Genomic DNA, 25,290 nt, shown 5'->3' with positions numbered 1-25,290 from the left:
GGCTTGAAGACGGCGATGATAAGGCGCATAGCTTTGATTTTTCAAAGCTGCTTTTAACTCGTTAAGGTTATCTTGGGTGAATAAGTTTGTCATGTCTCTATTATAACATCTATTTTTGATTTTGGTTTAGTATTAAAACGTAGGGGAGAGCGGTGATCATTGTGACAAGAATTAAGGTTATACTCTTTGGAATCAAACATAGCCCTTGTCAATTTGTTTCGATGAACTCCGGTTCTATCATCAGCTTCTTTTCCTAGACTAGATTGATTCTCTTTGAGTATCCGTATGGTTTCTGCTTGATTTTTGAGGGGAAACGTTGAACGATTAACACTAAGCTGCTGAAGCTCTCTCCTATGTCAACTAGGTTTTCTGAACTTAAGTCAAAGAGGCATGGATGTACTCCAGCCTCTGTTGATTGTTTAATGTTTGATCAGGTTTGCAAAATCGATGGTAAAGACCATGTAGTCGTCTTGTCGCTTAAATTGGTAGATTAAGCGGTGCTTGCTTAAAATTTGTTCAACGATATAAAGGCCCAGGCCTGTTCCACCGTCTTGACGGTTACGGCTAAAGTCTGGCCGGTAGAAGGGTTGGAAAACTTGTTCAATCTGTTCATCTTCTAAAAGCTGTTCCGACTGATTGGCGATTCTGAGCTGTCCCTCGAGGAGACTTAGTTGCACCTTTCCTCCCTCACGAGTGTAACGAAAGGCATTATCTAGGATATTTTTAATGGCCTTTTCCAGATAGAGTTGATGAGCTGAGATGGCAAGAGGTTCTAGCTGGACCTCAAACTGTAATTGGTTTACCGCAGCCATGCCTTCGTAGGTTGGTAAGAACTCTTTCAAGAGGTCGTCCAGTGAGAAGGTATCCTGATTGGGTTTGAGAATCAAGTCCAATTTGGAAGCTTCTAGAATGGACTGGACAATCTGTGCTTGATCCTTTAAAATTTGGTGGCAGAGTTCCAGGTATTTATCACGATTTTTAAAATCACCAATATTATAGAGCATGCCTTCAATCATTCCTGTCATGCTGGTAATGGGAGTTTTGAGCTCGTGAGAGGTCATCCGCAGGAAGTCCATCTTTTGTTTTTCCCTGAGAAGAGTTCGTTGGTTTTCTTGCTCCAGGTTTTCGATACTGGTAAGAAGATTGTCATAAAGGTTGTTGATATCTTGGGCTAGGTGAGCAATTTCATCTTGACCAGAAACCTGACAAGCTAGCCCTTTTTCAAGGCTCTGCATTTGACGGGTTTGCTGGGAAATGTCTTTGATACGCTTGGTGGATAGGCGGCTATAAATCCAGACAGCGATGCCGACAATTATGATAAAGAGGAGAATCACGAATGGGTACATGGTCAGCAGGGTCTGGCTAATGGTCGTTAAGGCTGGAAAACTATATTCGCCCGATAAGAATAAAACTTTCCCTCCCTCAGTCACTAGATTGGCCGTCCAGAGACCGACTTCGTCGCTTTCAACATCAGGCAGGGCTTGCGGATCAATGCTCTTAAAATTGTCCAGATGTTCTTGGCGGGGATAAATCAGATTTCCTTCTGTGTCAGACAGAGAAAAGAAGATACGGAAATGCCTTTGATCTAGCATTTCCAATTGTTCAACGATATCAGTTTGACTCTTACGGTTTAGCTGATGAACAACTTGGTTAAAATCTCGATGCAACTCTTCCTTTTTAGAGTGATTGTAATAAATCGGCAGGGTGAAGTAGAGAATTCCCAAGAAAAAGAGAGCGATTAAGGAAATGGTAGCACTGAGGCTGATGAAGCTTTTTCTAGTGATGCCCATGAGGAACCTCTATCTTGTAACCTCTTCCGACAACCGTGCTTAAGGTCAGATCAGGTATTTTTTTACGGATATTTTTAATGTGGTTATCCAGAACACGGCTGTCCAGTTCACTATAGCCCCAGATACTCATCATCAGATTATCACGGGTCACTAGATTTCCTCGACGTTTGGCCAAAAGCTCCAAGATATCGTACTCTGTCTTGGTTAGGGAAAGCATTTCTTGCTCAAAGTAGGCTGTTGAATTGTCTATATCGATTCTTAATTGGCCAATCTGAATTTCTTTTGGTGCCTGGGTTTGGCGCAGGACATTCTCGATTCGTTTCATGAGAATTAGGGGTGAAAAAGGTTTGACCACATAATCGCTGATGGTGTGGTTGAAACTGATCAGTTGGGTGTATTCGTCGTCCATAGCTGTCAGCATGATAATAGGCACTTCAGAAGTCTGGCGAATCTTTTTCAAGACGTCCAAGCCGCTGACGCCTGGGATCATGATATCCAGAAGAATAAGGTCAAATTTATCTTCCTCAAAGGCCTCCAAGGCTTTTTGACCATCGAAGATCGAAACAACGCTGTGGTTGTGTTCTTTTAGAAATTCCGTCACAATTTGGTTGATAACGGTATCGTCTTCCACTAATAAAATGTGTGCCATACGATAACTCCTTATGTTTAGTTTAACAGTTGTAGTACTTTCATTATACTACAAACTGCTAAATGGATTGGGCTGAGCCTGTTAAAATTAGGTAAAAAATAGATGGACAACAGGGGAGAAAGATATCTGAGTGTTAGAATAGGCTTATCAACAACGACACTCAATCGAGTGATGACAGAAAGGAGCTCTTATGGAGATTCAGCATGTTAAGGTTCTGGCCTTGTTTTTGGAAGGGTTGCTGTCTTTTTTCTCTCCCTGTGTCCTACCGATTTTACCGATTTACATAGGTATTCTGGGCGGTCAAAGTCAAGGCAGTGATGACTCTAAGCACCGAAAGAGAGTCCTTTGCAATACCTTGATTTTTGTATTAGGAATTGCCACGACCTTTTTCCTACTTGCCTTTGCCAGCAGTTTTTTGAGCCGCTTCTTGAATCAGCATATTCGGATAGTGCAAATCGTGAGTGGTATCTTGATCATTCTTATGGGCTTATTCCAACTGGGGGTTATCAAGTCAGCTGCTCTGACCAAGGAGTTTTCAGCTAAGACCAAGGTCTACCAGGCTGGACAGACGGTAACACCTGTCATTGCCTACCTCATGGGCTTTACCTTTAGCTTTTCTTGGACACCTTGTATCGGTCCGATTCTAGCCATCGTTTTCTTTTACGCTAGTAGCCACTCTGGTATTTGGAGTATTCTCCTCTTATCAGTTTACTGTATTGGCTTTATCCTTCCCTTTATCTTGGTCGCCATCTTTTCCCAAAAGGTTTTGGACTACTTTAAAAAGCAAACTCGCTTGTTACATTATACGAAGATAATTTCAGGGGGGTTGCTTATCCTAATTGGTTTGTCTATCTTGACTGGTCTATTTGCTAATTTAACACATTTATTAAAATAAAAAGGAGAACAACGATGTTTAAAAAATCTTTAGTATTGAGTGCTTGCCTCTGTGGTCTTTTCTTGACGGCTTGTGGTACTGCAAAACCCACAGACACTAAATCCATGTCACAAACGACTACACAAACAAAAGGGGCTGATCAAGGAATTGAAGCAAGTCAAGGAGAGAGTAGCCCGCAATCAGTAGTTGAGGGCGAAAAGGCCCCTGAACTGAAACTGGTGGACAAGGATGGGAAAGAGGTGTCTTTAGCCGATTATGCTGGGAAGAAAGTCTATATCAATTTCTGGGCAAGTTGGTGCAAGCCTTGCTTAGCAGAAATGCCACATCTTGAAAAGGTTTATCAAAAATATAAGGACAACAAAGATTACGCTTTTTTAAGTGTAACATCGCCGAAAGATGCCAAGTTCAATAACGCTTACGCCTTGGATGAAGACCAAGAAACCATCATGGCTACTGCTAAAAAAGCTGGCGTGACTTACCCAGTGCTCTTTGATCAAAAGGACACTGCCATATTATCTTATGGTCTCAGGGCTTTTCCTACTCATGTCTTTATCAATAGTGATGGTAGTGTTAATAAAGTTTTTTCTGGCGAATTGAGTCAGGAGACCTTAGAAGTTGGACTTAAGGGGCTGCAATAAGAATAAGTCAGAGGAACAGGACAGATTTCTACGGTTTTAGAACCGTTGAGGTCTGTTCTTTTAGGTTTTGGAGAGTTTAAACAGCCTTGATTAGAGGTTCGAGGACTTTCCTGGCAGACTGAGTTTTCTAAAAAGTCGGGTTGGAATAGTCAGGAGACCGCAGAATTTTGAACTTGTCTTGGATTAAGGCGAGCCTAACTGTTTGCCTCAACTTCCAAAGACAAGCTGACACAAACTCTGGTCTTATCACAATAGCTTTTTAAGAACCATTGTGATAGAATAGGGCTATGAAAGAACTAGAAAAAATTGAAGCGATGGAGCAAGTGCTCAATCAGAGTATAGAGCAGTCAAACCAGTTGTGGCAGATCTTAGAAACTGTTCAAGAGCATATGCCCCGGCTAGAGGATCTCTTTGCCTACTATGGTAGTCCAGAATGGCGTGAGCATTTTGAACTGGATGAGAAGGGGCAGATTCCTAAGCATATTCCGCGAGGGGTCTTGTCAGAAGATGGGATTTATAATACTATCCTAGATTACCGTGAGTTAGCCCAAACCATGCGAACTCTAGCTGACCAGATTGACCGTGCTATTTTACCGGAAGAATAACTTTTAGTTGAGGTAGTTTGGTGAGGAACTCCTCCCCATGATAAGTCAGGAGAGGCTGAGGGTTTGTCTCAACCTCTTTTGGGAGTTGACTGGCTGTTTAAATCATTTTTCAAAAATGTCTAAGCTTAACCTCAGCGATTTGAATGGTTAAAAAAGAATGCGGGAGCAGAGTTTTTTAAGTATAGGCTTTGACTATTTCGGTCTTTTAGCGTAAAATAGGAGGAGACAAAATGAAGGAGTCTAAGATGGAATTTGAAGTATTTGCTGGTCAAGATAAGGCAGAATTGTCAATGATTGAAGTGGCGCGTGCCATTTTAGAGTCTCGTGGCCGTGACCATGAGATGTATTTTAATGATTTGGTTAATGCCGTGCAAGAGTATCTGGGACGTTCTAACAGTGAGATTCGCGATGCCCTCCCTAATTTTTATACGGATTTAAACGTAGATGGTTCCTTTATCTCTTTAGGAGACAATAAGTGGGGCCTTCGCTCATGGTATGCCATCGATGAGATTGATGAGGAAGTGATCAGTCTTGAAGATGAGGATGAGGAAGGTGTTCCTAAGCGTAAGAAAAAACGTGTCAATGCCTTTATGGATGGGGATGAAGATGCGATTGATTACAGCGATGACGATCCGGAAGATGAGGAATTACTCGGTCGTGACGATAACGAGTACGACGATGAAAATCCTGATGATGAAAAGGATGAAGTGGAATCCTATGATGCTGAATTGAACGAGATCATCCCAGATGACGAAATCGACGAGGATGTCGAATTATCGGAAGAAGATGATGACTACTCAGACGAAGATGTTGAAAATGAAGATTAAATTCTTTTCTTTCAGCAGTAATTTGTCGAAAAAAGCCTTGCAATAGGCTTTTTTTCATGCTATAATACTCTTTGTGTGAAATAGCAGCAGCTGGATATGAAGCTCGTCAACAGATTCTCTGAAAAACCAGTAACCTTGGCTGTTTAGGCGAAGGGTATCTGCACGAATCAGGATCCAGCAAAGACGTTATTTCCTCAACATATATTTTATTTAGAGGAGGACTTGATAACATGTCACGTTATACAGGACCATCATGGAAACAATCACGTCGCCTTGGCTTGTCTCTTACAGGCACAGGTAAAGAATTGGCACGTCGCAACTACGTACCAGGCCAACACGGACCAAATAACCGTTCTAAGTTGTCAGAGTACGGTTTGCAATTGGCTGAAAAGCAAAAATTGCGCTTCTCTTACGGTTTAGGTGAAAAACAATTCCGTAACTTGTTCGTACAAGCAACTAAAATCAAAGAAGGAACGCTTGGTTTCAACTTCATGGTTCTTCTTGAGCGTCGTTTGGACAACGTTGTTTACCGTTTGGGTCTTGCGACTACTCGTCGTCAAGCACGTCAATTCGTAAACCACGGCCACATCCTTGTTGACGGCAAACGTGTAGATATCCCATCATACCGCGTTGAAGTTGGTCAAGTGATCTCAGTTCGTGAGAAATCTGCTAAAGTTCCAGCTATCTTGGAAGCTGTTGAAGCAACTCTTGGACGTCCAGCTTTTGTATCTTTCGATGCTGAAAAATTGGAAGGTTCATTGACTCGTCTTCCAGAACGCGACGAAATCAACCCAGAAATCAACGAAGCCCTTGTCGTAGAATTCTACAACAAAATGCTTTAAGATAAGACTTTATATTGTAAGAAGCCTACAACAGTGGGCTTTTTGCTTTGTCTTAAATCGTTGATTTCTGGGTTTGCTTACCTTTTTGCTAACCTTGAATTTTAGTTAGATAGATTGTAGAGCCTTTTCGTAGAACGAGACGGCTTTTTTTGCGTTCTCTTTTGAGAGATGGCTAAAATAATCAAAGGCTGATAAGGTAATGAACTACGGATATGCTAGTGATACGGGAAGGTAAGTTATCTCATACCTGTTCAGGATTTACATAATCAAATTTTAATTTTTAAAAGTGTCACAAAAAAACGTCCCCTGGAAGAAAGTTTCTAGAGAACGTTTTGATTAACTGGGGAGCAGTGTTACCACTCCGCTATGGTGCCATCATAATGCTTCCATTGAGGGTTAGTCCAGATGAGGCCTTCTTTGTTGATTTCTTCGATGAGATCGACATTCAGTTCTAGGCCTAATCCAGGACCTTTTGGAATATCGATAAAACCGTCTTTGTATTGGAAGATTTCTTTGTTTTTGACAAAATCTAGCAGGTCAAAGCCTTTATTGTAGTGGATGCCCAAGCTTTGTTCTTGAATGAAGACATTTGGTGTACAAGCGTCAACCTGGAAGGTTGCAGCAAGAGCGATTGGACCATAAGGAGCATGCGGGGCCACTGCCATATCGTGCATTTCAGCTATGGCTGCGAGCTTGCGGGTTTCCAAAATACCGCCGACCAAGGCAACATCGGGTTGGATGATATCAATCACACCTGTTTTGAAGATGTTTTTGAAATCCCAACGGCTGACTAGGCGTTCACCGGTAGCCAAAGGTGTAGAGGTCACATTAGCGATTTGTTCAAAGGCTTCTTCGTTTTCAGGAAGAACGACTTCTTCCATGAACATTAGCTTGTATTGGTCTAACTCCTTTGCGAGAACCTTGGCCATGGGTTTGTGAACGCGGCCATGAAAGTCAACCGCAATATCCAAGTCGTAGCCAAACTTATCTCGTAAAGCGGCAACACGTTGCGATACCTTATCAATTTCCTTAAAATTATCAATATAATGCAATTCTTCGGTTGCATTCATTTTGATGGCATTAAAGCCACGGTCAATCCGGTCTTGCGCCTCAGCGACAACATCGTCAGGGCGATCTCCGCCGATCCATGAATAAACCCGCAGCTTATCTCTGGCTGCTCCACCTAGTAATTCATAGACAGTGGTATTGTAATATTTTCCTTTGATATCCCAAAGGGCAATCTCAAGCCCTGAGACGATGGTACCATTGATTGGACCACCACGGAAGAAGGAACGGTGCATTTCCTGCCAGAGTCGTTCGATTTCAAGAGGGTTTCGGCCGATGAGGCGATTGCCGATTTCATAAGCGCCAGCGACGACGGTCTCAGTTTTGGTACCAGAAATCATTTCCCCCCAGCCTTCAATGCCTTCGTCAGTCAAGACACGAACAAAAATCCAACGCGGTTTGACCTTGTAAACTTTGATTTCAGTGATTTTCATATTGACTCCTAAATGTTTTCTGTAGATAGTGTTGCTTGCGCCTTGGCTTCTTTTCGAGGTTTTAAGACATCGAAATAGTACCAAGAGCCGGCAATGACAAAAATCAAAATCGGTATGGTAATGACCAAGTTCCCAGTAAAAGCAATAAATACTAGGAAACTTTGAATCATACTAGTAGAGGCGAAGGAGGAAATAAGGATAGCTCCACCTGCAATAGCAAGATCGATACCGATGGATTGGGCAACTTCGGTGAGAACGGGTGCAGTCCATGAGCCAAAGTAAAGGAGTGAGGCCGTTGTGATAAGTCCAATAATTAAGTTTTTAAAGAGGTTTCCACGTGTCAGGGCAACCACCATAGCCACACGGAAAGGAATAACTGCTAAGTCAGCAAACGGTAAAACACGGTTACCAGGTAAAATGATTGACATGAAGATGGTTAGAGGAATCAGAATCAAGGCTGTTGTGATAACATCTGGATTTCCTACGACAACTGCTGCGTCAAGACCGATAAGGAGCTCACGGCCTTTGAAATATTTTTGGGTGAAGTTTTTGGCAGCTTCTGAAATTGGCATGAGACCTTCCATGAACAGTGAGGTCATTTTAGGAATCAAAATGAGGACGGCAGCCATGTTGACCCCTAGTTCAAAACTCTTTGTCACTTCATAACCTGCTAAGAAACCGATGGCTGTTCCCATGATGAGGCCCAAAATCATTTGGTCTCCAAAGAAACCAAGATATTTTTTGGCATCACCTACTGAGAATCTGATTTTGTTAATACCTGGGATACGGTCAAGCAACCAGTTCAAGGGCCAAGCGATGACCAGTGAGGAGAGGGCAGAAACGGTTGGCAAAGTTACTCCTGGGATGCCAAAGAAGTTCTCTACAAGGGGAGCAGACCAGTCTGCAATTTTGAAAGTTGTAATAGCCATTGCGGCGGAGGCTAGAACGCCTAGAAGGACATTATCTGTCACAAAATAGACCATCACCCCTACGATTGCCATGTGGTGGTAATTCCAGATGTCTACATCAAGCGTTTTGGTCGCTTTTAAGAGCAACATGATCATGTTGATGGCAAAGATGACTAGAATGAGTAAGGCGATAATTGGCGATGACCAGGTGACAGCAGCGATAGCTCCCCAGCCCACATCAAGAGCATCTAACTGAACCCCTAAACGCTTAACCATTTCTTGTGCTGCGGGTCCTAAGTTGGTAGACATGAAACTGATAATCAATTTAATCCCTACAAAACCGATGGCAAGGGTCAAGCCTGATTTGAAAGCTTTGGTTGGTTTTAAACCAAATACCATTCCGATTATGGTGATGATAATGGGGAGCATGACAGCAGCCCCTGCATTTAAAATATAATTAAAGAATTCCATTTCGATTCTCCTCTATGGTTTATTGTTGCAATGCCTGTAAGATTGCTGATAGGGTGGATTCTTCTCCAATGCCAGTTAAAAGTGACAGGGCTCCGATGGTTGGGATAGAGACCTCTCCCCCAGTGAATTGACCGGTCGTCACTAGCAAATCATACTGATCTGCCTTGCTGGTTACTTCCATCAGCTTACATTGGTTGGTTTCAACAGCAACTCCGTTCTGGCTGGCATAATCTCTGATTTTGGAAGCGACGACTGTGGATGTTGCGATACCATTACCGCATGCGACAAGAATACGTTTCATTTTAGAGTTCTCCTTTTAAATAAGAAATTAATTGTTTAATAGACTGGGATTTATCAGCTGATTCGACGAGTGCTTTTCTGAGATTCTCATTTTGGATAATACCAACAATGCGCTGTAACATTTCTATCTGTCCATGAGGTTCGTGGATAGCCAGCATGATAATAATATGAATAGCGACATCTTTTGTGACATCGTCCATTGCTTTAAAGGTCACGGGATTTTTAAGAATACCGATGGCAAGAGCAGTTTCCTTGACCAGGGTATAATCGGCATGTGGGATAGCGATATTATACCCATTCGCAGGAAGTCCTGTCGGATAGACTGATTCTCTGGTTAATATGGCTTCTTTGTATCCTTCATCAACAAGGCCATTGGAGAAAAGCTGGTCTGCCAGAAAGCTGATGGCCTCTTCCTTGGTAGCTACATCTAAGGAAGGGAAAATGAAATCCTCATCAATCTTTAACTCTAGACTCATCCCCCCACCTCCTTTATCGTATTAAGCCAGGTTTCGATTGTTTTTTGGAGGCCTTCTTTGTTACGGTTTTTGATATCTTCCATCTTAAACATGGAGCTTCCGATGCCGAGGTAACTGGCTCCTGCTTCTAAAAATGCTTGGGCATTTTCAAGATGAACACCTCCGACTGCCATCAAGGGCAATGGACCGAGTGGGGCTAGTAGTTGTTTGAAGTGGTCTGGCCCGACTGTTGATGCTGGAAAAATTTTGATGATGTCAGCGCCAGCTTCCTGCATTCGTTTGACTTCAGATGATGTCAGGGCTGCAGGAGCTGTGAGGACATTTTCTTTCTCGGCCAAGGAAAAAATTTCTGGTGAAAATTCACACGGGCCAAGCATAAATTGGGCACCTGCTGCAATAGCCTCTTTGGCCTGGGCAAGGTTTAGAATGGTTCCGACGCCGATAGGGAGTAGACCGTCAAATTGTTCTCTTGCATCTTTGATAATCCGAAGATAGTCGGGATTGTTAGTGGTGACCTCTACGGCTAATTGGTGAGGGAATTCTGCCAAGCAAGAGATGACAGTCATTGCCTCTTCGTAACTATAACCGCGTAGGATCACAGTTATTTTGGGGTAGTTGGTGATGGTCATAGATCCTCCTTTAAGATTTTTTGGGAATGGTGACGAGACTGGTGTAGAGGCTCGGTTGCTCGATTTGGCTTAGTAGTTCTTGTTGTAAATCAGGCGAACGTGAGAGGTGCATAATCTGATTGAGAGCGCCGAGGTGGTTCTTATTGTCCAGCAGGGCTAAGAGGACAATAAAGTGTACTGGTCTGTCTTTGGGAAAAATAATGGGTTGTTTGCTGACGAGAACCGCACAAGCTTCTTGCAGGACACCGTCTTCAGGGGATGCATGAGGAATAGCAACCGATTCTCCTAGAATATAATAAGAATCCTCCTGTCTCATCTGTTTGATCACAAGGTTGAGATAATTCTCCGTGATAAATCCTTGTTCAATCAATATTTCACCGATAAGTCTGAGGCCTTGTTTCCAATTGATCGCCTTAGAAGTGGTGAGCAGGCGAGAAGGTTCCAGGTAGTCAGCTAGCAGTTTGTCTGTTGCTCCACTAGTAATTGGATGATCATTGCTGATTAATTCTTCAAGGGCATTTCCTAGTTCGTAAACATCTCGGATATCAGCGTATTGCTTGATCATTTCCAAGATCTTCTTGGTTTTTTGATCGAAATTATCAATTTTGAGGTCAGTTAAGACCCGTTGACGGAGTTTCTTTTGCTCTTCTTGGTTGATGACAGACGGAATCACGTAGTAGGGGATTTCTGTATCAAGCGGTGCGGTAGTAAAGACAAGGTCGAACTCCTGAGCATATTGTGGAAAATCCCTGCGGGAGCAGGTGGTGACGAAGGTCAATTCTGGAAAGAGAGCACTGAGGGTCTGAACCATAATTTTAGCGGCGACCATGCCGTTGGAGCAAACGACTCCAGTCCGAAAATGTGACATTTCCTCATATTTTTCAGAGATTTTGACCAATTCGCTTCCAAAGTAGTAAGAGATCAATTCAACCTCGCTTTTGGGAATGTCCATGCCCAGGTAAGTTTCTAAGGGTTGCAGACAAGTGGTAAGGATAGAGTAAATGGTTTGATTATGCAGGTCACTATCGCTGATCTTATAGTATTCAGAATCTGATAAAGGAACCTTGTAGCGCAGACGGTAGACAGCTGGTTTCAAGTGGAAGAAGAGTTTTTTGGTCAACAGTTCTTTTTCCTTAAAATATATCCCAGATTTGGTTTCAAAAATGTTGACCATATCTGAAACGACCTTGTAGAGATAGTGGTTTTCAGATACTGTTTCATTAGAAATGGTGTTGGAACTTAAAAACAATAAGGTTACCCATTCCAAATCAATGTCTGAGGCAAAAGACAAGTCGAGTTCTTGACAAATGTGACGAACAAAACAAAATTCGTCTTCCTGTCTCAGCGGGGATAGATAAGTCAGTTTGTCTGTCTTAGTTCTCTGTTGATTAATTACAAACTGCTCATAGACCCCAAAGGTAAAATAGAGTTTGGTGAAGGAGCTATCAGAAAACCTCAATGAGAAGTGGCGCTCAAAGCTAGAGATTAGTTTGAGAAGTTTGGATTTTTGATGTGCGAAGAGCTCTTCTAGAAGGCTGATGTTGACTTCCTCGATGACCAAGTGGTTGATATAACTGATGAGAAGCCGCCGCTTATCGTCATAATCACCCTCTATTGCATAGCCTTTCGACTGATGATAGGAAAGGAGCAGCTTTTCAGAGTGAATCTTCTTGCTTGTATTTTTAATGTCCTGAATGACAGTGTTTTTGCTGACTCCCAGGAAGTCTTGTATCTGTGTTCGACTAACCTTTTTGGAATGAGCTATCAAGAACAAATAGAGAAACAAGGGTCGATAGGACGGCTGAAGGTAAAAGTCTCCTCGCCTGTCTTGACTGACCAAGAGGTTGCTCTTTTGGTAGTAGAGCCACTGGACGTTATCCAAATTAAAATGAAAGGTTCCGTCTCGTTGGCGTTTAATTCCCAGAGATCCAGCCTGTTCGAGCTCATCATTAATTTTAGCTAAGGAGTAGCTCAGCTGTCTTTCAGTGATCTCTAGGTCTTTCAGGATATCCTGTGAGGAAAAAGCGTGGTTTGACATGGAAAAGTAACGCAACAAACGTAACTCACGATTACCTAGCAAATGGTTTCCTCCTTTCATGATTTGTTTGGGAACGGATTTGTTAATTAAATTATAGCGCTTACAAATGTGGAAAGGAAGTCCATTAAATGTTTCAGGTGAGGACGAGGGAAAACAAAATCTGGACGGCAGCATACCCAGCCACGGAACTGACGCTCTACTGGCTTCAGCTAAATCAGTCAGAAAACTTTATTTCCGCAGCTTTTTTCTTTTTATGGATTTTGCTCTAAAGAGACCATGAGTGCTGTGGAGAAGCCGGAAAGAAGAGGGGAATTTCAATAAATGGGCGCTTTCGGAAAACAGCTTTCCTTTCTTGACAGCTCTTTCTGGTTTTGGCTCAAAATCCCTGCCAAAATCCCTTAAAACATGGTATAATGAAAAAGACATTTTTGCTACAAACGGAGAATTTTATGACTTTTTACAACCACAAAGAAATCGAGCCCAAGTGGCAAGGCTACTGGGCGGACAAGCACACCTTTAAGACAGGGACAGACGCTGACAAGCCAAACTTCTACGCCCTAGACATGTTCCCTTACCCGTCTGGAGCCGGTCTTCACGTGGGACACCCAGAAGGCTACACGGCGACAGACATCCTCAGCCGCTACAAGCGTGCCAAAGGCTTCAATGTCCTTCACCCGATGGGTTGGGATGCTTTTGGCCTGCCTGCCGAGCAGTACGCCATGGATACGGGTAATGACCCTGCTGATTTTACGGCTGAAAACATCGCTAACTTTAAGCGTCAGATTAACGCCCTTGGCTTTTCTTACGACTGGGACCGTGAAATCAACACGACGGACCCAGACTACTACAAGTGGACCCAGTGGATCTTCACCAAGCTCTATGAAAAAGGTCTGGCCTATGAGGCCGAAGTGCCAGTCAACTGGGTTGAGGAGCTGGGGACAGCCATCGCCAACGAAGAAGTCCTGCCAGATGGCACGTCTGAACGTGGTGGCTACCCTGTTGTCAGAAAGCCCATGCGCCAGTGGATGCTGAAAATCACGGCCTATGCAGAGCGTTTGTTGGCTGACTTGGAAGAGCTTGACTGGCCAGAGTCTATCAAGGACATGCAACGAAACTGGATCGGCAAGTCAACAGGTGCCAACGTGACCTTCAAGATCAAGGACACAGACAAGGACTTCACGGTCTTCACGACCCGTCCTGATACCCTCTTTGGGGCGACCTATGCCGTTCTTGCGCCGGAGCACGCCTTGGTGGATGAGATTACCACACCAGAGCAGGCTCAAGCCGTTGCAAACTACAAGCATCAAGCCAGCCTCAAGTCGGATTTGGCACGGACAGACCTTGCTAAGGAAAAAACAGGCGTTTGGACAGGTGCCTACGCCATCAACCCTGTCAATGGCAAGGAAATCCCGATTTGGATTGCGGACTATGTCTTAGCGAGCTACGGAACAGGTGCCATTATGGCTGTGCCTGCCCACGATGAGCGGGACTGGGAATTTGCCAAAGCCTTTGACCTTGAGATTATTCCTGTCCTTGAGGGCGGCAATGTCCAAGAAGCAGCTTATATAGAAGATGGCGTTCATATCAACTCTGATTTCCTAGATGGCCTCAACAAGGCTGACGCCATCGAAAAAATGGTGGCGTGGTTAGAAGAAAACGGCGTTGGTCAGGAGAAAATCACTTATCGCCTCCGTGACTGGCTCTTCAGCCGCCAACGTTACTGGGGTGAGCCAATCCCGATTATCCATTGGGAAGACGGCACCAGCACAGCCATTCCAGAATCCGAGTTACCTCTGGTATTGCCAAAAACGGCTGACATCAAGCCGTCAGGCACTGGGGAAAGCCCACTGGCCAATCTGACCGACTGGTTGACTGTGACCCGTGAGGATGGTATCAAGGGCCGCCGTGAGACCAATACCATGCCACAATGGGCAGGGTCTAGCTGGTATTATCTCCGCTACATCGATCCGAAAAACAGCGAGAAGTTGGCAGACGAGGATCTCCTCAAAGCCTGGTTGCCGGTGGACATCTACATCGGTGGTGCTGAGCATGCCGTGCTTCACCTGCTCTACGCCCGCTTCTGGCATAAGTTCCTCTACGACATCGGTGTCGTGCCGACCAAGGAGCCTTTCCAAAAACTCTTTAACCAAGGCATGATTTTGGGAACCAGCTACAAGGACGGCCGTGGTGCCCTTGTGGCGACCGACAAGGTAGAAAAACGTGATGGCAGCTTCTTCCATGTGGAAACGGGTGAAGAGCTAGTACAATTACCAGCCAAGATGTCCAAGTCCCTCAAGAACGTGGTCAACCCTGACGATGTGGTCGACCAGTACGGTGCCGATACCCTGAGGGTTTACGAGATGTTCATGGGGCCGTTGGATGCTTCTATCGCTTGGAGCGAGGAAGGTCTGGAGGGCAGCCGCAAGTTCCTGGACCGTGTTTACCGTTTGATCACGACCAAGTCATTGTTTGCGGACAATAGCGGAGCGCTGGACAAGGTGTACCATGAGACCGTAAAAGTCGTGACTGAGCATATTGAAGAGCTCAAGTTCAACACGGCTATCGCTCAACTGATGATTTTCGTCAACGCTGCCAACAAGGAAGACCAGCTCTTCATTGACTATGCCAAAGGCTTTATCCAGTTGATCGCCCCATTCGCACCGCACTTGGGTGAAGAACTCTGGGCAATTGTGACAGGTTCTAACGACGGCATTTCCTACGTCGCTTGGCCAACCTATGACGAGAAGCTCCTAGTCGAAGACGAAATCGAAATCGTTGTCCAAATCAAGGGTAAGGTCAAGGCACGCCTGACTGTCGCCAAAGACCTCAGTCAAGCTGAATTGGAAAAAATCGCTCTCTCTGACGACAAAGTCCAAGCTGAAATTGCAGGACAGACTGTGGTGAAGGTGATAGTAGTACCAAACAAGCTCGTTAACATTGTGGTTAAATAATCACTCGCTTGTTTGTTCATTCATTTCCCACCTCTCTCCATCAATTCCTGATGGAGAGAGCCAAACAAGCTCGGCTATAGTGTCGTCAAATCAGCTAGTGAGTCATGCGTTTATGTTAAGAAAAAAGGAGAGGAGCATTCTCCTCTTTTTGACAAGGTTAAAAGAGGAATAGAGATAGTGAAACATAGACAGAAACCCCTGAAGCCAAGAAGACGTTTTTTAGAAAACTTTCTTGTGATAGGTGTAGTGGTCCCTCTTTTGTTTTTTCTCCTAGTTGTTATATCCTTTGTCCTATTAAAAGATACGATTGCAGCTAGAGGAGCGATTATTTGGTATACTTCTTCGAGAGGGGCGGTGCCTAAATACGTTCTCATCCTGATGCTTATCTTTCTTTGGTGGGGGTTCTTAGTGTTTTGAACCTTCTTCCTCATTCGTTTTCTCTCAGATACGACGGTTACCCGAAACCTATTGATAAGGAAGAGTTGAGAAAGAAAAAGGCGGAAGAAATCTGGGCTTCTCTATCGCCCAAAGAAAGGGCTGTTCAGGTTCAAATGGACCAACACGTAAACAATATTCTGTTTGCGGGATATGTCCCCGAATGCCCCACAGACGGTCGGTTTATCTGTTTTTCTTGTCATCACGAATGGACCGCCTCAGTTAGACAAGTTTATAAACGAAAGGCCTGCGGGCAGTGCGGTGTGTCCTATCGGAAGGTGGATGGCTAGGTACTAAAAGGCCAAACCCTCGTCGCGCATCCAGTCATGAGAAAGAGAACTGTGTTGGTGCCTATTAGCATACGGAGAAGAGGAGAGAATGGATGAAAAAACAAGTCAGCAACCCCAATCGTAAATCAGAAGTGAGTTTTTTTAAAAGATACCAGATTTTTAGTGCTCATTTCGTTATTTTTCTGTTTTTCCTTGCTTTTTTTATCATGGGAATGTTCGATACAATCAGAGCTGGTGGAGACTATGTCGACTATGGTAGGAAAGCTGGCAGTAATTACGAAGCAATACTGCTGGGTGTCTTTGGTATGTGGGTAGTTTGCCTGGGTTCTTATGATGTGTTAAAGCTGGTTCGACAGGAAGAGCGATTGGAAAAAAAGTTGGAGCAGGACTGGCAGTTGCTGTCTCCCAAGGAAAAAGCCATTCAGGCCAACATGGACTTGGTTTTAGAAAACATTGCATTTTTAGGCATTGTTCTCGAAAAACCAACCAAAGGACGCTTTTGTTGCAGAAATTGTGGGTATGAGTGGGAGGCCTCTATTACCAAAATCTACAATCGAAAGCAGTGTGGACAGTGTGCTATTCACTATGCTAAGCAAGAGAAGAGGGACTGAGCTTTATTGTTAGATAAGATGTGCTAATGTGATTGTAGAATCAAGTCAGTTTATGAACAGGGAGGTCAAATAAGATGTACCATTGCAAAAGATGTCAATTGACGTTTAACGCCTCAGTAAGTGCTAATTTTAGTGTCTTGTGCGTCAACTGTTTTCATGCCCTGCATAGTGAGTCCGACTACGGTTATGGTTCAGTAACACCTTTCTATTTTTGGTTGGGCGATGACCTGTTTGCCCGCCTATTACGGGATGATAATGGATATTATTGGATAAGGGAGAGTTCGGGTCAACTACACCGCTGCCAAGCCGACTATCTTGAGGCTGTTTAAGAAGTGTCAGAGCAGATTAGGCACTTATTAAAAGCATAAGAAAAGAGGGTTCCCCCTCTTTTTTAGTGCTTCAAAAGGGTGGGTTGGATAGTGAGGCAGAAAAATCATTCGAGTTGGAAATAGATGATTTCTCATTCCACTTATGTCGGGGAGGAACTGCTTTTACTTCTAATATGATATTGTGTTATTCTTCCCAAGAAGATGAGTATAAAAGTTAGCTAGACAAGGAAAGTAAGCTGTATCGTTTTTTGCATTTACATTTTGGGGTTAAATCGGTAAAATAGAAACTACAAGAAAGATGATTGAGGAGATAAGTATGATTCTTGGCATCGATTTAGGGACGACCAATTCCTTGGCAACGATTTTTCGAAATGGGAAAGTTGAATTGATTCCGACGATTTTTGGGGATTATTTGACCCCGTCCATTGTGGCTTTGAACGATGAGGGGGAAGTGATTGTAGGGCGTTTGGCTAAGGAGCGCTTGCTGACTCAACCCACTCACACCCAGGCGCAATTCAAGCGTTTTATGGGGACTAAAGAGGTCTTGACGTTAGGAGAGGCCTCGTTTCGGCCTGAAGAGCTATCGTCGTTTATCATTCGTAGTCTAGTAGCCGATGCAGAGCGTTACCTCGGTGAGCCTGTTGAGGAAGTTATTATCAGCGTGCCTGCTTATTTTAATGATACTCAACGCTATGCGACGAAACTAGCGGGTCACTTGGCTGGTCTCAATGTTGAGCGCATTATCAACGAACCCTCCGCAGTTGCCTTGGCAAGACACTATGAGTATAAAGACGATACTTCATACATGGTTGTTGACTTTGGGGGAGGGACTTTAGATGTCTCTATTGTTGAAGCCTTTGATACTGTTGTTGAGATTGTAGCGATTTCAGGAGACAATCATCTGGGTGGAGAGGATTTTACGGCTCTTATTGCCCAAAAATTTATACAGAGTTTAGGGCTCACTAGTGCCTTGGCCTCAAAATCTCTTTACCAGAAGATTCTGTTGGAGGCTGAAAAAACCAAGCGGCTCTTAGATCATCAGGACCAAGCAGAGATGATGGTGGTTGAAGGCGAGAAAGAACATCGATTGACCTTTACTTATGATCTCTTTTTGGAACTGAGTCAATCTTTGCTACTACGCTTAAAGCAAGCGATAGACAAGGCACTCTACGACGCTAAATACAGCCGTGTTTCGCCTGAGGAAGTCATCTTGGTTGGTGGCTCTGCGAAGATGCGATTGGTTCAAGAGTTTCTGGAACACTATCTCCAACGAGACATTCTAGTGGTCGATAATCCTGACACTGTTATCGCTATCGGTTGTGGTCTAGCAGCGGGGATTAAGGAACGTCAGGGCGAGATCAAGGATATGACCCTATCTGATATTTGCCCTTTTACTCTGGGGACAGGCCTGGTCAATGATGTCTACTCCCCTATAATTGAACGAAATCAATCCCTGCCATGCTCTAGGGAGCACCGTTATTGTGTGGCAGAGTTAGGTCAAGAAATGGTTGAATGCACCATCTATCAGGGAGAAAGGATGAGGGCTTCTGACAATCATCTTTTAGGAAGCATGGAGGTTCCAGTTCCTCGAAACTTTGAGGCCCATGAAGAAATAGCGATCCGCTTTACCTATGATATTAACGGACTCTTGGACATTGATGTCACTGTACTATCGACGGGAGAGATCTTCACCAAAACGATTTTACAAGAAGCCATTTATTTAACGGATGAGGAGATAATGGAACGCAAAGCGGTTCTTGCCAAAATAAAGCTCAATGTTCGAGAGACGGAGTTATATAGGTCTTTGATTACCAGAGCAGATCGTTTGTATGCGGCTCACTTAGGAGCTAAACGAGATCGTATTCAGGTTGAAACGCAGAGGTTTGAAGAAAAAGTAGCCGATTGTTCAGTCAGTCGCTTGCCCTACCTTTGCCGAGAATTTACAATGATTTTAGATAAGATAGAGGAAGAGGCATGAACCAATTATTTTGGGAAATCCTAGAGATGGCACCGACGGATGACATTCGTGTATTGCGACGTCAGTATGCCAGTCTAGTGAGGCGCTATCACCCAGAGGATTTTCCGGTGGAGTACCAACGGATAAAAGAAGCCTATGAAACTGCTCTAACCTATCTTCGGCAAGGAGAAGTTGTACAGGCTACACAAGGTACTTTTTCAGCACCTTCTCTGACAGACTTATCTCAAGACCAACAAAAAGCTGAGGAAGTGTTTTCTGAGGAGGCTGATTCTCCATCTGTGATGGCTGAACGGTTCGACTCTGTTCTAGCGTTGCCTCAAGATCAACGAGGAACTGAGGAAGTGCTCTCTGAGGAGGCTGCTCTTCCTTCTGTGATGGCTGAACGGTTCGACTCTATACTCCACAGTTTCAATCAGGAGGATATCCTTGTTAGATTTGAGCGTTTCTTGGAGCAACGGAGTTTGGATGATAGAGAATGGGATTTGTTTTTTCAAGCGATTGAGGGAGAAGAAGCGCTGCTCAAAAGCTACTTAGAGAAAAAAGATGTCACCTGGCTACCTTCCTTGGGTTATTCACACCGCTTGCTTTGGCTGATAGAGCAATTTATGCCAGAGTGGCAGACCTCACGGTATGTTGAGCGTTTAGAAGCTTGGGTGAGATACTTACGAAAAGCAATGGAAGAGTCTATTCCGAGAGATGTGGAGGATTTTGAAGCTTTCTACAATTACTGCCGGACGCTCAAACGGACCCTGGAAAAGTCGGAGATGTTAAACCATATTGGCCCTTGGGAATATTTATTGACCCCATCCAATAGAAGATTGACAGGGACGACATTAGAAGAGTTAGCTTCAGAGATTTCTCTGAGACTCAATCAGATAGAAAATCCTGAATTGCTTAGATTTTTACAAAGAAGATTTGAGGGAGAAGCCTTTATAGAATGGCGTAAAAATCTGTCTGATCGTTACAAGGTAGTTGCTCACGATTCTTTTGGCCAAGGGGCATTAGAGTTAGGGGTGGGCCTTGCTGGTGTACTTGCTATTTTATTGGGAGCCTATAGTCTCTACCAGACCTTGATGATCAATACACCGCTTGCTTTACTGATGGGGATTGTCGGTCTCTTTTGTCTTAGCTACACCTTGTCCTATTACCAAGCCAAGCAACAGAATGCCTTGCTCTCTCCTTTTGCAAAAAGCTTAAACCTCATCTTTCCGATCGTCTTACTGATCCTATTTGGGGGAGGTCAGAGCAGTTGGCAATGGGGACTGGTAGTGGCGACAGTGATTGGAGGCCTATATACTTTGTGGAAGGATCTGCTTCCTCAGATCAGCTATCGTTTGGTAGCAAAAGAGGTGAGGGTGACTCTGATACTTCTCTTAGCCCTTTATAATTTGGCAAGTTGGGCTGCCTGGTTTTTGGTTGGAGAAGGAATCGAGATAGCTTTTATAATGGGCTTACTCGTCATCCCTTTTTATCTTTTTAACCTTATGGCATTGGCGATATTTCGCCGTCGTCCTATTTTTCTAACCCTAACGTTTTATAAGAAAAATTTTCCATACATTCTAGTGGCGGGGGTTACCCTTTTCCTCTTTTGGCTATGGTTTAGGTCGGATAGTGTCACACTTTCCCTCCTTATTGGGCTAAATGAGGCTGGTTTAGGGAATTTTTCTCTGATTCTTCTCTTTAATTTTCTAATCCTTCCCTATCTGACAGAAGGACGAATCCCACTGGCTGATTATGCCTGTCAATTCTTAGCGTTGGTCCAAGTCTTGATAGCACTGCTGATTGTGATCCAGCTGATCAAACCTGAGCTCATGCTAGAGACTTGGCCTAGGGTCCAGTTTTTAAATGGTGAAATTCTCTTTCTCATATCGGCTTTTGTCAGCGCGATCGTGATTGTACCAGATAAACACTCCAATTAAATGACCGTCTAGATCAAGGAAGTTACTATCTCTGACTATTGATTTTCAAAGAGTATGATTTTTTTTAGTATGAATTTATCTTGTCTTGCTTTTATTAAAGTCCTTGCTAATAGAGTAGAGTCATTTTCCTGCCATTCATAGAGATGAACCAATCAACCACGAAGCCCTCGCTAGGATTAGTCTAGTAAGGGCTTTGTGGTATTTTCGATCATTGTTTGACTGCCAGAATAGTAATCTTGTCTCTAGCACTTATATAAAAGTCTAGATTTTTATGCCTAAAAAGAGTATACTTTTAGTAAGAAAGGGAGGTGATGGTATCGGAAAAGTAGAGCCGAAGTATATTCTGATTTCAAGAGAGCTCCGTCAACAGATAGAGGATGGCTCCTATCCTATTAATAGCCGCTTACCAGACGGCAAAACTTTAGCAGAGATTTATAAGGTCAGCTTGATGACCATGAAGCGGGCCTTGGATCTCTTGGTGGCAGAGGGGGTTGTCATTCGTCGTAGGGGTGATGGGAGCTTTGTGAGGGATTGGAAGAGCGGTAAGCAGTCGCGTTTGTATTCCTTGCAAGGTGCTTATCAGAATTATCAGGAGCAGTTGACGTCTAAGGTCCTGACCTTTGATATTATCCGTCCTAGTGAAGCAGTTGCGGACAAATTATCGATTTCAACCGATGATTTTGTTTATCACATTGTTCGCTTGAGGCTCCTAGAGAATCGTCCGATTATTATCGAATATACCTATATGCCTGTGGCCGAGGTACCGCATCTCAAACGGGAGCATGTGGAACGATCGATTTACAGCTATGTGACCACAGAGTTGAATCGTAGGGTTCATAGTGCTTTTGTGAAAATCGCAGGAAAACGCCCAACTGTCTTAGAATGCCGGGAAATGGGGCTTTCTCCGACGGATTTCCTCATGGAAATTGAACAGGTTGGTTGTCTGGATAATTGTCGGGTATTTGAATATTCTATATCGCATCATTTGCCTGAGGTCTTTGACTTTGAGACGGTGATGTTCAATCAATAAAAAGGAGAAAATCATGGAAAACTTTCGTTTGCATATCCCAACGGATATTCGTTTTGGAAAAGACCGTCTAGGAGAATTGCCAGAGGCCCTAGCGCCTTTTGGGAAAAAGGTTTTGCTGACCTACGGTGGCGGTTCGATCAAGCAATCGGGCCTTTATGGTAAGGTGCTGGACTTGCTGGCAGAGGGTGGCTTTGAAGTGGTTGAGCTATCTGGCATTGAACCCAATCCTCGGATTGACTCTGTCCGTGAGGGGGCTCGCTTAATCAAGGAGTACCAGTTGGACGTGATTTTAGCAGTTGGTGGCGGTTCTGTCGTTGATGCCAGTAAGGTGATTGCAGCGGCAGCTTACTATGATGGCGATGCTTGGGACCTTGTTTTAGATAGCAGCAAGATTGGTCGAGCAGTACCGATTGTGGACATTTTGACCTTGGCAGCGACTGGGACCGAGATGAACAGTGGAGCAGTTATCTCTAATTTGGAGACCAAGGAAAAATTGGGAACAGGTGGACCAGAGTTGATTCCACGTGTGTCCTTCTTGGATCCAACCCTGACTTATACGGTTTCCAAGTGGCAAAATGCTGCTGGAACAGCTGATATGCTCAGCCATTTGTTTGAGCAATATTTCAACCGCACAGAAGGTGTCGATGTTCAGGATAGCCTTGCCGAAGGCCTCATGAAGACAGCGATAAAACATGGGCCTGTGGCCATCAAAGAGCCTGAAGATTACACTGCCAGGGCCAATCTTCTCTGGACTTCCACCCTGTCCCTCAATGGTCTTGTTGGACGAGGCCGCAATGGTGGTTGGACCTGCCATGCTATTGAGCACGAATTGTCTGCTTACTATGATATTACTCATGGCATTGGACTGGCCATTTTGACCCCGCGTTGGATGAGGCACTGCATTGATACGGATGCTACTACCCATGCGAAATTTGCCGCTTATGGCCGTAATGTCTGGGGCTTGACAGGCCAAGACGACGAAGCCCTTGCCCGCGAAGCTGTCAAGAAGACCTATGACTTCTTCAAGCAGGAGATGGAAATTCCTATGACTCTCCCAGAAGTTGGCATTGAGACCAAGGAATTAGTGGCTGAAATGAGCCAACATGCCATCGAGCATAGTAGCTTAGCTACATCGGCCTATGTTCCCTTGAATCAGGCTGATGTCGAAGCGATTATCGCCGCTTCATTTGAAGAAATGACACAATTTTAAGTAGAGAAAGAGGATTTTATGGAACATTATATTTTATCAAATGGCGTTACAATCCCTAAAATTGGCTTTGGGACTTGGCAAATTCCTGACGGTGAGGAAGTTTATAACAGTGTGAGTCACGCCTTGAAGGTTGGCTATACGCATGTGGACACTGCTCAGATTTACCGTAACGAAGCTGGAGTTGGCCGTGCTATTGCTGACAGTGGTCTGGCGAGGAAAGACATCTTCTTAACGACCAAGGTCTGGAATGACAAACATGATTATGATTTGGCAAAAGCGTCTATCGACGAATCCCTGAAGACATTAGGTGTTGACTATGTGGATCTGCTCTTGATTCACTGGCCAAATCCTAAAGCCATCCGTGACACTTGGAAAGAAGGCAATGCAGGCGCTTGGAAGGCCATGGAAGAAGCTTACAAAGAAGGCAAGGTCCGTGCGATCGGGGTATCGAACTTCATGATCCACCACTTGGAGGCCCTCTTTGAGACGGCGGAGATCAAACCGCATGTCAACCAAGTCTTGCTTGCTCCGGGTTGCCCTCAGGATGAGTTGGTCGAGTTCTGTGAGCGACATGACATTCTCTTAGAGGCTTACAGCCCTCTTGGAACTGGCAGTATCTTCCAAAATGAAACTGTCCAAGCCTTGGCAGACAAGTACGGCAAATCCGTTGCTCAAGTTGCCCTGCGCTGGTCGCTTGACAAAGGATTCTTGCCGCTTCCCAAGTCTGTTACGCCAGCGAATATCGAATCTAACTTAGATGTCTTTGGTTTTAATCTATCATATGAGGATATTGCCCAGCTGGATAAGGTGGAAGGTGTCAGCAAGCAGACTGATCCTGATCAAACCAATTTTTAGGAGGTTGTGTCATGCAATCTATCCAGGAGAAATGGGCCCTGGTTACAGGGGCCAGTCGCGGTATCGGGCGAGAAATCGCCCTTGCCCTGGCTAAAGAAGGAGCTAACCTAGTTGTTCATAGTCGCCAGATTGCCCATACAGAGGATCTTGTTGCAGAGCTTGAAGCGCTCAATGTCAAAGCTTTTGCGGTCGAAGCGGAATTGTCAGATGAGGCGGCTGTTCGCCAAATGGCAAAAGAAGTCCAAGAAAAAGTGACCATTGACTTGCTCTTTAACAACGCGGGCGTTCAGCCAAAATCACAAAGCAACCCTTGGGACGTCTCGACGGAAGACTATATTTGGACCTATCAAGTTAATGTGATTGCGCCGATGATTTTGATTGAAGCCTTTTTACCAGCCATGCTGGAGGCAGATTTTGGCCGCATCGTCAATACGACTAGCGGCATCAAGAACCAGCCGGAACAGGGAGCCTATGCAGCATCTAAGGGAGCGCTGGACAAGATTACCAAAGATTACGCTGGAAAATTCGCAGCCACTAATGTGACTTTAAATCTGGCTGATCCAGGATGGATTCGGACGGATTTGGGTGGCCCAAATGCTAGCCATGCGGTAGATACTGTGATTCCTGGCATGATCGTCGGTGCTTTTGCTGAACAAGGCAGAACAGGCCAGTGGATCAGTGCTCAGCACTATCGCGGACAGGACCTTGAAACAGCGGTGAAAGCGTTTGACCAAGGATAAAGGAGTAGCATGACAAGTAAATCACTTTGGCAGTTTTGCAGCTTATCGAGCTCAGTCTAGGATCTTGAACCATTAAGAGGAGCTGAGTGGAACGTGGGTTCTCTAGCAAGCTGGAGTAACAGCAGTCATTCCTGGTGTTAAACACACCGCTAAAATTGATAGCAATCTTAGAGCAGCAATGGCTAAGCCCTTCACTGTATCAGAACTAGAACGGCTGTCGGATTTTTACTGGACACAGGTTCATGACCATATCCGAGGAGCTTATTAGGTTAATAATGCTAAAAGAGGCTGGGCAAAAACTAGTTTCAGAATAGACAAAAACGAGCATTTCCGCAGTTGGAGATGCTCGTTTTCTCATGTCATGGTTTATAATTA

At 44.3% G+C, this 25,290-nt stretch carries 21 protein-coding genes; 13 read left to right on the top strand and 8 right to left on the bottom strand.

The annotated features are described in order from the left end of the window. Positions 1-419 precede the first annotated feature (419 nt). On the bottom strand, positions 420-1,790 hold the full coding sequence (locus ABID29_RS10680) for a sensor histidine kinase (RefSeq protein ID WP_354366114.1): 1,371 nt from the start codon (positions 1,788-1,790) through the stop codon (positions 420-422). Continuing rightward, the gene (locus tag ABID29_RS10675; protein ID WP_354366113.1) at positions 1,777-2,439 is read right to left on the bottom strand and encodes a response regulator transcription factor; all 663 of its coding nucleotides are present in this window, start codon (positions 2,437-2,439) and stop codon (positions 1,777-1,779) included. The genes ABID29_RS10680 and ABID29_RS10675 overlap by 14 nt, the downstream gene beginning before the upstream one ends. Before the next feature lie 190 nt (positions 2,440-2,629). Between ABID29_RS10675 and ABID29_RS10670 the strand changes: the two genes are divergently transcribed. The 5 genes from ABID29_RS10670 to rpsD all read left to right on the top strand — a co-directional run bounded on the left by ABID29_RS10670 (position 2,630) and on the right by rpsD (position 6,246). Next, complete coding sequence (locus ABID29_RS10670) at positions 2,630-3,334, top strand: cytochrome c biogenesis CcdA family protein (protein ID WP_354366112.1); 705 nt, start codon at positions 2,630-2,632, stop codon at positions 3,332-3,334. 14 nt (positions 3,335-3,348) lie between these two features. Beyond that, positions 3,349-3,972 carry a TlpA family protein disulfide reductase gene (locus tag ABID29_RS10665; RefSeq protein ID WP_354366111.1) on the top strand — a complete coding sequence of 208 codons (624 nt, stop codon included), beginning with the start codon at positions 3,349-3,351 and terminating at the stop codon, positions 3,970-3,972. 287 nt (positions 3,973-4,259) lie between these two features. Further along, positions 4,260-4,577, top strand: a complete 318-nt coding sequence (locus tag ABID29_RS10660) for a DUF4298 domain-containing protein (RefSeq protein WP_354366110.1) — start codon at positions 4,260-4,262, stop codon at positions 4,575-4,577. Positions 4,578-4,822: 245 nt separating this feature from the next. Further along, positions 4,823-5,404 (top strand): DNA-directed RNA polymerase subunit delta, encoded by a 582-nt coding sequence (rpoE, locus tag ABID29_RS10655; protein ID WP_354366109.1) that lies wholly within the window; start codon positions 4,823-4,825, stop codon positions 5,402-5,404. Between the two features lie 230 nt (positions 5,405-5,634). Continuing rightward, positions 5,635-6,246, top strand: a complete 612-nt coding sequence (gene rpsD / locus ABID29_RS10650; RefSeq protein ID WP_018374015.1) for a 30S ribosomal protein S4 — start codon at positions 5,635-5,637, stop codon at positions 6,244-6,246. Positions 6,247-6,599: 353 nt separating this feature from the next. Here rpsD and dgoD read toward each other — a convergent pair whose 3' ends face one another. The 6 genes from dgoD to ABID29_RS10620 are packed head-to-tail and all read right to left on the bottom strand — an operon-like array spanning position 6,600 to position 12,609. Continuing rightward, positions 6,600-7,745 carry a galactonate dehydratase gene (dgoD, locus tag ABID29_RS10645; RefSeq protein ID WP_354366108.1) on the bottom strand — a complete coding sequence of 382 codons (1,146 nt, stop codon included), beginning with the start codon at positions 7,743-7,745 and terminating at the stop codon, positions 6,600-6,602. Positions 7,746-7,753: 8 nt separating this feature from the next. Further along, a complete protein-coding gene (locus ABID29_RS10640; RefSeq protein ID WP_354366107.1) occupies positions 7,754-9,124 on the bottom strand; it encodes a PTS galactitol transporter subunit IIC in 1,371 nt (456 codons plus the stop codon). 19 nt (positions 9,125-9,143) lie between these two features. Next, positions 9,144-9,425: a PTS sugar transporter subunit IIB gene (locus ABID29_RS10635; protein ID WP_354366106.1), complete on the bottom strand. Its 282-nt coding sequence runs from the start codon at positions 9,423-9,425 to the stop codon at positions 9,144-9,146. Position 9,426: 1 nt separating this feature from the next. Then, on the bottom strand, positions 9,427-9,900 hold the full coding sequence (locus ABID29_RS10630; RefSeq protein WP_354366105.1) for a PTS sugar transporter subunit IIA: 474 nt from the start codon (positions 9,898-9,900) through the stop codon (positions 9,427-9,429). Next, positions 9,897-10,529: a bifunctional 4-hydroxy-2-oxoglutarate aldolase/2-dehydro-3-deoxy-phosphogluconate aldolase gene (locus tag ABID29_RS10625; RefSeq protein ID WP_354366104.1), complete on the bottom strand. Its 633-nt coding sequence runs from the start codon at positions 10,527-10,529 to the stop codon at positions 9,897-9,899. The genes ABID29_RS10630 and ABID29_RS10625 overlap by 4 nt, the downstream gene beginning before the upstream one ends. A 10-nt stretch (positions 10,530-10,539) precedes the next feature. Then, entirely contained in the window at positions 10,540-12,609 is a 2,070-nt protein-coding gene (locus tag ABID29_RS10620) for a BglG family transcription antiterminator (RefSeq protein WP_354366103.1), read from the bottom strand. Between the two features lie 407 nt (positions 12,610-13,016). On the opposite strand from ABID29_RS10620, the gene leuS reads away from it, so the two are divergent. From leuS to ABID29_RS10580, 8 genes are all read left to right on the top strand, one after another. After that, a complete protein-coding gene (leuS, locus tag ABID29_RS10615; protein ID WP_354366102.1) occupies positions 13,017-15,518 on the top strand; it encodes a leucine--tRNA ligase in 2,502 nt (833 codons plus the stop codon). 817 nt (positions 15,519-16,335) lie between these two features. Next, positions 16,336-16,854 (top strand): zinc-ribbon domain-containing protein, encoded by a 519-nt coding sequence (locus tag ABID29_RS10610; protein WP_354366101.1) that lies wholly within the window; start codon positions 16,336-16,338, stop codon positions 16,852-16,854. A 645-nt stretch (positions 16,855-17,499) separates the two neighbouring features. After that, on the top strand, positions 17,500-19,161 hold the full coding sequence (locus ABID29_RS10605) for an Hsp70 family protein (protein WP_354366100.1): 1,662 nt from the start codon (positions 17,500-17,502) through the stop codon (positions 19,159-19,161). Continuing rightward, positions 19,158-21,080: a J domain-containing protein gene (locus tag ABID29_RS10600; RefSeq protein WP_354366099.1), complete on the top strand. Its 1,923-nt coding sequence runs from the start codon at positions 19,158-19,160 to the stop codon at positions 21,078-21,080. The genes ABID29_RS10605 and ABID29_RS10600 overlap by 4 nt, the downstream gene beginning before the upstream one ends. A 271-nt stretch (positions 21,081-21,351) precedes the next feature. Further along, a complete protein-coding gene (locus ABID29_RS10595) occupies positions 21,352-22,110 on the top strand; it encodes a GntR family transcriptional regulator (protein ID WP_354366098.1) in 759 nt (252 codons plus the stop codon). Positions 22,111-22,123: 13 nt separating this feature from the next. Continuing rightward, complete coding sequence (locus ABID29_RS10590; protein ID WP_354366097.1) at positions 22,124-23,320, top strand: iron-containing alcohol dehydrogenase; 1,197 nt, start codon at positions 22,124-22,126, stop codon at positions 23,318-23,320. Between the two features lie 18 nt (positions 23,321-23,338). After that, positions 23,339-24,175, top strand: coding sequence for an aldo/keto reductase (locus ABID29_RS10585; RefSeq protein ID WP_354366096.1), 837 nt, complete (start codon positions 23,339-23,341; stop codon positions 24,173-24,175). Between the two features lie 11 nt (positions 24,176-24,186). After that, entirely contained in the window at positions 24,187-24,915 is a 729-nt protein-coding gene (locus ABID29_RS10580; RefSeq protein ID WP_354366095.1) for an SDR family NAD(P)-dependent oxidoreductase, read from the top strand. The last annotated feature ends 375 nt before the right edge of the window (positions 24,916-25,290 follow it).

It is taken from the genome of Streptococcus rupicaprae (assembly GCF_040545225.1).
GTDB classification, from domain to species: Bacteria; Bacillota; Bacilli; order Lactobacillales; family Streptococcaceae; genus Streptococcus; species Streptococcus rupicaprae.
The sequence above is the reverse complement of the archived record's forward strand: the minus strand, read 5'-3'. Positions and strand labels throughout refer to the sequence as shown.